9 protein-coding genes and 1 pseudogene are annotated in these 10,721 nt (G+C 54.1%); 5 read left to right on the top strand and 5 right to left on the bottom strand.

What is annotated here, in order from left to right; all coding sequences use genetic code 11:
• The first annotated feature begins 354 nt into the window (after positions 1-354).
• Both RBA40_RS32050 and RBA40_RS32045 read left to right on the top strand, forming a co-directional pair.
• On the top strand, positions 355-558 hold the full coding sequence (locus tag RBA40_RS32050; protein WP_306652849.1) for a hypothetical protein: 204 nt from the start codon (positions 355-357) through the stop codon (positions 556-558).
• Positions 559-597: 39 nt separating this feature from the next.
• Entirely contained in the window at positions 598-1,026 is a 429-nt protein-coding gene (locus RBA40_RS32045; RefSeq protein ID WP_306652848.1) for a PEP-CTERM sorting domain-containing protein, read from the top strand.
• Between the two features lie 52 nt (positions 1,027-1,078).
• Here the strand turns inward: RBA40_RS32045 and RBA40_RS33675 are convergent, their stop codons facing one another.
• Together RBA40_RS33675 and RBA40_RS32035 are read right to left on the bottom strand one after the other, a co-directional pair.
• Positions 1,079-1,333, bottom strand: a complete 255-nt coding sequence (locus tag RBA40_RS33675) for a hypothetical protein (protein ID WP_374710575.1) — start codon at positions 1,331-1,333, stop codon at positions 1,079-1,081.
• Positions 1,334-1,357: 24 nt separating this feature from the next.
• A complete protein-coding gene (locus RBA40_RS32035; RefSeq protein WP_306652847.1) occupies positions 1,358-2,002 on the bottom strand; it encodes a TetR/AcrR family transcriptional regulator in 645 nt (214 codons plus the stop codon).
• A 68-nt stretch (positions 2,003-2,070) separates the two neighbouring features.
• Between RBA40_RS32035 and RBA40_RS32030 the strand changes: the two genes are divergently transcribed.
• The 3 genes and pseudogenes from RBA40_RS32030 to RBA40_RS32020 all read left to right on the top strand — a co-directional run bounded on the left by RBA40_RS32030 (position 2,071) and on the right by RBA40_RS32020 (position 5,925).
• Positions 2,071-2,829, top strand: a complete 759-nt coding sequence (locus RBA40_RS32030; protein ID WP_306652845.1) for a CPBP family intramembrane glutamic endopeptidase — start codon at positions 2,071-2,073, stop codon at positions 2,827-2,829.
• A 229-nt stretch (positions 2,830-3,058) separates the two neighbouring features.
• A pseudogene (locus RBA40_RS32025) lies at positions 3,059-3,985 on the top strand (YifB family Mg chelatase-like AAA ATPase); the annotation flags it as partial.
• Between the two features lie 461 nt (positions 3,986-4,446).
• Positions 4,447-5,925, top strand: coding sequence for a DUF8370 family protein (locus RBA40_RS32020; protein WP_306652844.1), 1,479 nt, complete (start codon positions 4,447-4,449; stop codon positions 5,923-5,925).
• A 431-nt stretch (positions 5,926-6,356) separates the two neighbouring features.
• Here RBA40_RS32020 and RBA40_RS32015 read toward each other — a convergent pair whose 3' ends face one another.
• Genes RBA40_RS32015 through RBA40_RS33670 form a run of 3 tightly spaced genes read right to left on the bottom strand, consistent with a single transcriptional unit; the run spans position 6,357 to position 10,383 of the window.
• Positions 6,357-8,147, bottom strand: coding sequence for a site-specific integrase (locus RBA40_RS32015; protein WP_306652842.1), 1,791 nt, complete (start codon positions 8,145-8,147; stop codon positions 6,357-6,359).
• Between the two features lie 2 nt (positions 8,148-8,149).
• Positions 8,150-9,835 carry a site-specific integrase gene (locus RBA40_RS32010; protein ID WP_306652840.1) on the bottom strand — a complete coding sequence of 562 codons (1,686 nt, stop codon included), beginning with the start codon at positions 9,833-9,835 and terminating at the stop codon, positions 8,150-8,152.
• Positions 9,832-10,383 (bottom strand): tyrosine-type recombinase/integrase, encoded by a 552-nt coding sequence (locus tag RBA40_RS33670; RefSeq protein ID WP_374710574.1) that lies wholly within the window; start codon positions 10,381-10,383, stop codon positions 9,832-9,834. The genes RBA40_RS32010 and RBA40_RS33670 overlap by 4 nt, the downstream gene beginning before the upstream one ends.
• Positions 10,384-10,721: the final 338 nt, after the last annotated feature.

The raw sequence follows: 10,721 nt of genomic DNA, 5'->3' as shown, positions 1-10,721 counted from the left end.
TTTGCCAAATAGCACTGGGGCTATCACGATGCGGCAATCCCTCGTCCATCGGGCCTCGCCATGCCCGCACGTTTGGTCGCTATCAATAAGCGAAGGTAAACAGTGCTTGTCGCGCGCGGCACGCCAGTCCGATTTTCCGGCGCGCTTTCGGTCGATGGCTTTGCGGATGTCGCAATTGAACCCTGACAGCAAGCACCGTCAAATTAAAAATTGCTAAATGGATACGAATAGTGATTTACATTGATATAATGTTCTGCCAGCCAATAGCAATAATGGGCGGCAGCTTATTTTCGGAGCGCTTCCCGGCTCAGATCACTCCCAAATCTTCAGGTCAATATGAAATTTTCTGCATGCATGATTGCGGTTGCAATCGCCATCTCATCGAGCACGGCGTTTGCCGCTCCCGTCCTTCACACGAGTGACTTCATCGGCGACAGCCAGCGCGCCGGGTTCAATGGCTTTGAAGCACTACCTAATGTCGGTTGGAACGACATCTACGCCACGGCTTACAGCGAGGGCGGCATCGATGTCAACCTGGTTGGCGACACACGGGCCTAGACATACAGCTCGTTGCGCCAAGGTTTTGAAGGCAGCCGCTTGTGGTACACCAATCCCGTGAATGGCTACAACAGCATCACACGCTCGGACGGGAAAGCATTTGATTCGGTAGGAATGCTTGTGGGCAGCGGATACGGAGGATACTGCAGGGATCGTGAATGTGACGCCGTTGCCCCGTACCTCTCCCTGGGATACAGAACCCTGTCGCACGGCATCGTTGTCAGCAGTGGCCTGTTGCCGAATCACAATCCAAATGCCCATTACCTTGGTTTTTCCGGGGGCGGGTTCGATGAAGTCCAGGTCTGGGATTTCAACCCGCTGGGATGGCCTGGCCACAGCGCCATCATCATCGATGCGATCGAAATGACGAGCAGTGTGCCGGAACCGGGGACCTCCACCCTGCTTCTCGCCGGCCTGGGACTGCTTGCGCTGGGAGCCCGACGCCGCAAGCGCGGCACATCGGCATAACGTTTGCTGCCTCGGCATCCGGTGGACGCACCGAGGTAACCAGAACTTGACATCATTCAAGCGCAAAGGGAGCGGCGCACGATTGGCCGCCCTCAAGATGAAACTCACCCGAGTGGGCAAGCCAGGGCAATGACATCGCTGCCCACTCCCCCATGAGCCTCGCCGTCCTACGCAGCCGCGCCTTGTCCGGCATGAAAGCGCGCACCGTCAGCGTCGAGGTGCATTTTGCCAACAGCTTGCCATCGCTCACGCTGCCAGGTACAAATGCACCAACTTCCAAATGAAAGGGTGAGGACACGATCAGCACGTCATGCCTTTACGATAGCCGGGTTCATCGTCTTGGCCCGGGCGCTACTAAATATCCGGCAAAGCCTTGACCGAGATGTGCGATCAGCTCCTCAGCCGTGACGCTGGGTTCAACGTGCCAGATTGAACTTGGGTCCAGCGCATACGTTTCGATCGAACAGGTTGCGCTCAATATTGCGAAACGCAGCGCCCGCTCCGGCAACTCGTGCCTGATCTCATGTCGATGGGCGAGCAAGATATCGACAAGCAAGTCGACGTTGGCTGCTATGCTGGAGCGTGCAGCAGCAATAAATCCCGCGTCGCAATCCCCATCAATAAACCGCGACAAGGCGCGCAGGAAGCGTGGATGCCGCTGGTACTGCGCCAACAGCAAGTCCATCAGCCTTTCGGCGGAAGCCGTTAGCGACTCACCCAGTACTTGCGCGGCCATGGTCTCACGATTGTGTTGCTCGCTTCGCATAAGCGCATGCAGGAAGGCCGCCCGGAGTAGGGCATTCTTGTCCACAAAGCGGCGGTACACGTTTGCCGGTGCCATGCCGGCTGCCTCGGCGATACGAGGAATGAGCGCACCGTCCAGGCCCTCCTGGTCGAGCAGGCTGATGGTGGCGTTGAGCAGTCGTTCCACAGTGGCGCGGCTGCGGTCCTGAAGGGGTTCGCGAATAGATTTCATGCCGTCAGTATAGACAAGCACATCACAATATGCGAAAGTGAATTCACATTCACATTTTGGGAAAAGCCATGATTCCTACCCCATCGTTCTGGCAATCGATCTTGGTGGCAGTAGTCATTGCCGCCCTGCTCAGCGATGCACCCCGGATCCGTCGACTGAAACAGGCGACGAGCGCAGCCGCTCGTCTCTCGGCCTTCCGATCTACAACTGTATGCTTGTGGAGTGCAGCACTTCTCGCACTGTTCCTGGCATGGCCCCATGACCTCTTTGCGGTACCGACGACGGGCAATGCAATGGGATGGCTGCTGGGAAGTCCTGCGATGTCGACCGGGGCCACGGTGTTGACGGTCCTGTATTTTGCTGCCGGCCTGGGACCGGGCATACATTGCATGCTGCACAGCGCAGTACGTCCCAAGTACCGCGCCGCCCTGCTGTCGCTCGAATACATGCTGCCGGTCTCGTCGCACGAGCGGCGCTGGTGGGTCGCGGTCAGCCTGTCGGCGGGTGTGTGCGAGGAAGTGTTTTTCCGCAGCTTCTTGCCGCAATTTCTGACGGGACAATTGCACGGCAGCTGGACGCTCGATCCGACCGTGGCATGGCTGGTGAGCGCAGTCGCCTTCGGAATGTGCCACTTTTACCAAGGTGTGGGCGGCATCGTGCGGACCACGATTGGGGCGCTCCTGCTCAGCCTGGCGGCGATCCTTTCCGGAACCATTTTGCTACCGGTGGTACTACACGTGCTGCTCGACCTGGCAATCCTGCCGCTGTATCGCCCCCTGCTCGACAATCCGGCAGAGACTGCGCGACCAGTAACGGGCGAAACATGAAAGGGTATGGGCCGCCAGGTTCAGTTCCGATATTCGTACGCGTGCTCATCAATAGCCCGTAACAAGCGCCAGCCGGACGCACGCGGGGTCTGTGCCGACATCCGGACAGCCTCATCACTCCAGCCGGCCCGCCTTCGCCCGCACGTCCACACGTTTGGCCGCTCTCAACAATCAATCTCCGGCGACGCCTACTATCTGCTGGGTGTTTGCCGAATCCGTCAGGAGTGCCATGAGCCTTGCTGTTTTACGTAGCCGCGCCCTGGCCGGCATGGAAGCGCGCGCCGTCAGCGTCGAAGTGCATCTGGCGAACGGCTTGCCCAAATTCACCATCGTCGGCCTGCCCGACGCGGAAGTGCGCGAATCGAAGGACCGCGTGCAAGCCGCGCTGCAAAATGCCGGGTTCCAGATCCCGGCGCGCCGCATCACCGTCAACCTGGCCCCGGCCGACTTGCCCAAGGAATCGGGCCGCTTCGACCTGCCGATCGCGATCGGCATCCTGGCCGCCTCGGGGCAGATTCCATCGAGGGAACTGGGGCGCTATGAATTTGCCGGCGAACTGTCGCTCTCGGGCGAACTGCGGCCGATCCGCGGCGCGCTGGCGATCACCTTCGCCATGCAGCGCGAAGCCGGCGCGCATCGCGCGTTCATCCTGCCGCAAGCCAATGCCGACGAAGCGGCGCTGGTGGCCGACGCCGTCATTTACCCGGCCGCTACCCTGCTGCAGGTATGCGCCCACTTCAGCGCCAGCGATGACGCCTGCCGCCTCGGCCGCCATCAGCCGCGCGCGGTCACGCGCCTGCCCGACTATCCGGATTTTTGCGACGTCAAAGGCCAGCGCACGAGCAAGCGCGCGCTCGAAGTGGCGGCGGCCGGCGCGCACAGCGTGCTGATGGTCGGGCCGCCCGGCGCCGGCAAGACCATGCTGGCGTCGCGCTTTCCCGGCCTGCTGCCACCGATGACGGATCAGGAAGCGCTGGAATCGGCGGCGGTGCAGTCGCTCACCGGGGGCTTTTCGGCGGAAAACTGGAAGGCGCGCCCCTTCCGCAGTCCGCATCACACCACGTCCGGGGTGGCCCTGGTGGGCGGCGGCGCGGTGCCGCGACCCGGCGAAATTTCGCTCGCGCATTGCGGTGTGCTGTTTCTGGACGAGCTGCCGCTTAGGTGACTTGTATACTGTCTGTTCGATCTGTCGTCAACCGTCACGCCCAGGCAATTATTTCGTGCTTAAATTCTGAGCCCTGTGGAACAGGATGGTATCGCCGGCGTAGAGTCCATTGAGACTTCGATATCGACGGCAAGTGGGCCGACGGATAAGCCTTGTCATCCAGCAATTGTGAACCTACTAGCTGCTTCAAAGATTCGAAATTTATGCGCTCCGCTCGCTAAAACAGCAGCGAGCTAGTTGCATATTCATCATTTTTCTCTTCCCATTCGCCACGCTTGGAACGAATCGTGAGCGTCAACTCAACAGACTCTAGCCGGCGACCAAGCTTCCGATACCCCCATACCCATAATGCATAAAACAGTGTCGTATATAAATTTAGAACACTGCAACCGCAAGACTTAGTTGTGTTATTCTGAACTTGTAAACGGGCAATTTGTATTTATGAGACGAACTTGGAAGCGACGATGGCGAAGCGGAAGTTTAAAATCTACTTTTCAGACTTCTTCGGTGTAGAGGCTGAGTCAGTGAAAGAATACGGTGCTTTCAACATCTCGTTGATTAACGATCTGCCGCTTTTCATCGATCCATTTCTGCTTTTCAACAGTGAGAAAGCTGAATACCAACGCCTTCACGACACGATGATCGGGTATGTGCAGTTCCTAAAGTCGCATTCTAAAAGCGACTTACCGCCTGGGACCATTAAAGAGTGGTTTCATTTCCCCGAGATTAAGGAAAACTGGCTCGGCTATGCTAAGAATGGCAATGACGGACGAGGGCTGGGCGGAAAATTCGCGTCATCGTTGAAGCGTAACCTTACAACGATTTTTGCCGACTTCGGCGAAGAGTCAACAACCGGCACCCACTTGGAAAAGCTCACGTTAGTCAAGAACGGTGTTGGCAAAGACCAGATCAGTGATTTTACCTGCAACTTAATTTGCGGATATCTCGCCGAATACACAGAGGCTTTCGCTAAGAAGCACATCGCCAAAGATAAGTTAGGTGAGTTCGCAATTAAGAAGTATCGCTTTAACATGAAAACCGAGACTTGGGAGTCGAAGCGCTTTACACTCCCCAAGTTTGGCAAGCAATTTATCTTGTTGTCTCCAATCGACATACTAACCAAAGATGAAGCATGGATTAGCCATCGCGGGCTTGTTGAAGACTACTCGGCAGTAATCGCGAGTGTAGACAACGATCAACTGCGGGACAAAATGAATAGGTATCTAGCGCAAGTGTTGCCGCAGGACGCCAAAAGTGACGAAATTAAAATTGGGATCGAAAAGCTCATTCAGAAATATCCTGCCTTGCTGGATTACTACATCAAAATCAAGGAAAAGGATGGGCGAGGAGCAAAAGTCCATAGCGCCGAGAAGCTTCAGCAAGCTAGCGATATGTTCCTTACCCAGCTTCAAGAGCTGGTCGAAAGGCTTGATTCAACAAAGTTCTATTCCACCGAACCGTCCAGTTTTGAAGCCGGTATGGCCCGGGTCGAGTTCCTGAAACATGTAATTGAACATGGCGATGGCTACAGGCTATTTTTTGTCAATGGTGCACCTATCACCCGTGAATCCGATCTGCAAATCATGTTTAAGCTTACGTGGTTTGCGTCGGCGTATGACGCCAATGCAGAGGTCAACAATGGACGAGGCCCAGCTGACTTCGTAATTTCATATGGTAGCGCAGACAAAACCATTATCGAAATGAAGCTAGCGAGTAATACAAAACTTGAATCTAACCTGCTTAAGCAGGCTGAAATCTATAAGGATGCGTCGAGAGCCACCCATCCACCTATAAAGGTGATTCTCTACTTCAAAGAAGCAGAGTTAGCGAAGGTCAACCGGCTACTTACAAAGCATAAACTGAATGGAAAGAGAGAAATAGTCCTTGTAAATGCTATTCCCGACAAGCCTTCGGCTTCCAAGGCCAAATGATTGCTACTACCCACGCCGATAGAAAAATGAGTGTGCGCTAGACGGCTTACCTCGTCTAATCAGTCACGGCTTCCTACTTATTTGTTGATTTGCGCTCCGTCTTTCGCTGCACTCTCTTTTCAAGGTCGGAGATCGACGCCCGCAACTCTACGCATAAGTACAGTAACGCTTTGTTTTGAAGGCCCAGACGCACTACCTCTGTTTCTGGTGCTGTGATTTCCGCTCGCCTCGTAGGTCGGTTGGACGGACCGTCGGGCATTCGTTCCCTCAGATCAGCAAGAATGTCCGAGTGAGAAGCATAAATATTCGATCGGTTAACGCCCGCGATCCTGCAAAGCGCGCTTACACGAATAGGTTGCCCCGGACTTTCATTTTCCAGCAAAGCAATTGCTGCGGTGAGTTTTTGCCTAATCTTAGAAATCTTTTTTCGTTCACTCATCGCTGCGAGCCTCCTCACGATGTTGATCAGCATTCAATGTCGAAAGGATTTTCTCAGCGATCTTAAGACGCCGACCAACAACTGCCTGCGCTTGCTCTCCAATGTCGCCACGAGCGAGGAACGATTCTGAATCCCGCGTGCGAGCCTCCCACCATCCGCGATGTGCTTCTGTGACCAGGAAGTTACTGCAGGTCCCACATACATCCGGAGCCCGTTCTACACCATTCGGGCCCGTGGCATCACCCCTGCACGCAGAAAAAGCTTGCACGTAGACACAGTAGCCCCAGTCGCACGGAGCCAGGGTCACTCCCTCATCGATTAATTTTTCCACGAGCGTTGATATCGTCTTTCGTCCCCTTAGTGAAGTGCTCCGTTTCAATTCTTGCCCTGCAATGCGAAGCGATCTGCTGGCCCCCCCAGCAATGTTCGAGCTGCGTAGAATGTCAGTCAGCCCGGCAGCCAAGTCACGACGACTTTCCTCAGCTATCATTTCCGCTAGCTGAATATCGCTGCCAACGTAATTGGAATCGGTAAAGTGACGGTGAACATGTCCATAGTGATGCGCCAACGCGTCTAGTGCTCGCTTATCACGTAGTACCACAAATCGAGCAAAAGTCTTCCTCGCCGCATGTGGGTGCAGGCGGCAACTAGCCGGCAATGGCGACCGGAACTGTGCGTTCGCAAACAACCGCATCTTGGTAGTGATCGACTGGCCAGTTGGGCGGAAAACTCGGCGTCCCGGGAGAGGGTATCCATTAGATCCGGAAAATGCCAGAAACAAATGATTCCGTTTGCCAAACGAACGCGGGCCTGCAAACAGCGCATTCAAACTTTGCAATGCTGTGATCACGACTGGAGGCGCTATCCAGCTACGACTAATCCCTTTTTTCTTGGCTGCTGTTCCAACCAAATACTGGAACGCATGACCGTCAGAATGTAGATGGCGACGGCATATATCCGAGTCAAGAGAGAGTAACTCTGAACGGCGCATGCCCACCAAGAACAAGACGACGATTGAAATTGCGCCCTCGGAAAGGGACAGGAGCCTTCGGACGACTTGGCGACTGTTGGCGCCAGGTATCCCGGCAAGCTGAAAAAGAGTCTCATATGCGGCTGAGGCCTCCACTCGTTCATACGCTTTCGCAAGAATGCCTCGCCGCTGGAGCCGGCTCTGGCATAGGCACTTCATGCTGTCCTCCCACAGCCCGTCTATCAGAGGCTGAATTAGTGGGATAGTATCTTGAATCCACTTGACCGCATCTCTAATCAGGGGAAGTGCGATACGCTCATCGATAGCTTTCCACGGTGTACGTGTTTTTAGATTCCCAACGATGCGATGATCAGTTTGCAAGAACGCCGGGTCGGTACGCAGGGCCCCGACGTAATCGTTTCTAAGCTCCCACAACCTAGTAAACACCAAAACGTATTTGGCGGCCGTCTCGTACTTCAGCCTTCGCGACACGGTAACTACATACTCCTCGATCTCTCGTTCGCCGAGTTCACTAAACCGCCAAAGCTCTCGCACAAGCATCCACTGCACTAAGCGTCTAATTTTCCCAAAGGTGCCATGGATGGTTCCCGGACTTCGTCTATTTGCGTCCGATCCGAGCCATGCGCAAAGAAATCCTTTGCAACTTTTCATGAGGTACTTGCGTTGATGCTTCGTTCCACGTCCAGCTGGAATAAGTGACGTCCAATTTAGCTCGACGGCGCGGTCGGGGTTGAGAGGCGAAGGATCAATTACCCATCGTGCTTTTCCTTTTCGTACAAAGCTCGTGTCCATCGTTACTCCAATCGTGGGACCGAAGTCCGTGTACTCATTGCGTTTGCCTCCAGCAAAATATCTGCTGAGATAGCGGGAAGAAGCTCATTCTCCAAGATTAGTAAAGTCGGCAAATAATAAGCCTCAAACCTTGGCCACCAGCCTTCCGCTTCAGAATTAGTTTTTGCTGCCAACAGTTCCTTATGCGTGCCAAGAAGCTTGATGACAACACGAACATCGTCCAGCACGATAAGCGCACCAGGGCAGGTTGCACATCGTTGAAACTGCTCACAGAGCTCACCTTTTCTACTCCCTTGGGCTGTTCCTCCTAACGGGTCCTTACAGGTGAACCCGAACACAGTGTCGACAGCTCTATGCCTTGGTATTTCTGTTGTAGGCTCCCCACGGCTGGTCTCATCAGCGCTAAGCGCTTTCTTAACGAGCTCCCCTTGAAAACGAAGGATTATGCGATCGTGTCGCTCATCTTCGACGCTCTGGTCGATATATTGCGCGGTTGTTTTAACAGATTGATGGTTGAGTCTCTTCTTTGCGGAAAGAACAGAGCCACCTTTCACTTGATGTGCTTTCGCCCCAGCACGGCGAAGGTCCTTGAAAGCGAAATCAAAATCTAACTGGTGCTTGTCAGTAAAAGCCACCAGTAGGTGATGAAACATTTGAAAGCAAGGAATGCGCGCCATATGATGAGAGTACGCCAAGAACAAGTGGTTTTGGCGTGACGGCTCTGCATGTTCGACAAGATTTTCGTTTAGCGCAGCTAGCTTCGCTATCAGCGATGGTGCGGACCACTCACGTCCTGCTGGGAAGTCCACCCGCTGCTCCCTTCCGCTCCTTGGCTTCTGCCAACAAATCAATAATAGATCCTGTCGGAAGGCATGGGGCCTCACGCAGTCACGAGTAAGATCCCGAATAGCCATTGGATTGCCACTCGTCTGAATCAATATTGCTAAATAAAATGGGAACATGTCAACTGGCGACAGCATGATAATCGAGTTTAGATGCCTGAGCCCCCCGGCATCCATAACTCGCCGACTAAGGCTATTTCTCGAGCGGTTCACTATGGACTGAGTTGGGATGGTCCCTGACCCGATTGTCAAGAGCTCTTGCAGAAGGGACGCAAGCTCCCGTTCGCTATCGTCAACGCAATGGCCGGACAGCAGTCTTCCCCCCATCTCATGTTTTCGCTTCGTTGCCTCAATATCTGAATAGCACGCGGCAAGAATGGATTTAATGGCGTGCTCTTCTAAATGAGGGCGCACTTTGGGTTTTTCTCTAACAAACAGCCCGGCAGAAGTTCGAAGTTTTTTCGATACAACGTCTGGATAATTCCTCGAGCACCAGGTGAGCACTGCTAGGATTACATTAAACTGGGATTGCATCGTTGCTCCAGCGAGGCCAGTTGTCCTTAGCCACCCTTTAAAAAGAACGAGGGCTTCGGCCGGAACGTGGTTCCCTACAATGAATTGCAGCGCTTCATTGCATGCAACGAACTTGCGGATGCATCGCCAGGATTGGCGCTGGGTCTCTAGTGAAGTGTGCCCATAAAGTGTCCTAAGTGCACTGGCGAGCGCACTTCCTAACTTGGGTTCGACTGGCAACGTAGAAAAATCAAAGGCACTGAGCGCTCGGCCATCGGCATTCCTCACCACCACAACTAACGGACTGTCCTGGGTCGCGGCTGGCATTTTCACAAGGACGCTCCATAAAGATATCCGAGCGCACCGACGACGGCATCACTAGTGATCTCCATTGCATCGAGATAAATTTCCGTCGTCTCGATCGATGAGTGTCCCATTAGGACCTGTACCACTTTTATAGCGTTTAGCCACTCCCCAGCAAGCTCATGCCTTTGAAGGCGTTCCAGCACCTGTAATGCAAAGGTATGCCGAAGATGATGCAACGTGCACTTGATTCCTAACCGATCGGCGAGCTCACGAAATTTCCGCGTAAGGCGACCCCGTCTCATCGGGAGTCCGCTTGAAGACAAGAATACCGAATCGTCCGCTCCCAGCTTAGGCTTGGGGCGATCCATCAAAATGTACCACCTCGTTTCGTCGATCAAATCTGATGGAACGTAAATTGAGCGAAGACGCCCACCCTTTCGCATCAAATCAAGCTGAACCAACCCATCCCCGCATGAAATAGTCGATCTATCCAGATCGCCGATCGTCAACGCACAGATCTCAAATCGCCTTAGTCCTGTACAGATAGCCCACTTAAACTGCAGGCGGTACGGCATAGGTGCACTGCGAGACAATCGCTGGAAATCATCGATGGATATAAAACGAGGGTTACGTTTCACGGCTCTCAGTTGGGTCACTTGAGTTCCAAGATTCCGCCTGCGCCCCTGAATAATCACGGGTCCACGCCCTTGACGCACTTCTTTCAAATATCGGCCAAAAGCCGATGGGAGGACTCCGGATTCCTGCCCCCATACTAGGAAGTTTGCCGCAACGTTTAAGTGCAAGTTGGCAGTCGCGGTTGCGTACTTCTTTTTACCGCGACACAAGTGTTGACAGTACGCGCCCCACCGTTCCTCGGTGATCTCTTCTCGCTGCAGGGGTATTGAAGCTAGGT

The organism is Massilia pseudoviolaceinigra, from assembly GCF_030846505.1.
Lineage (GTDB): Bacteria > Pseudomonadota > Gammaproteobacteria > Burkholderiales > Burkholderiaceae_D > Telluria_A > Telluria_A violaceinigra.
The sequence above is the reverse complement of the archived record's forward strand: the minus strand, read 5'-3'. Positions and strand labels throughout refer to the sequence as shown.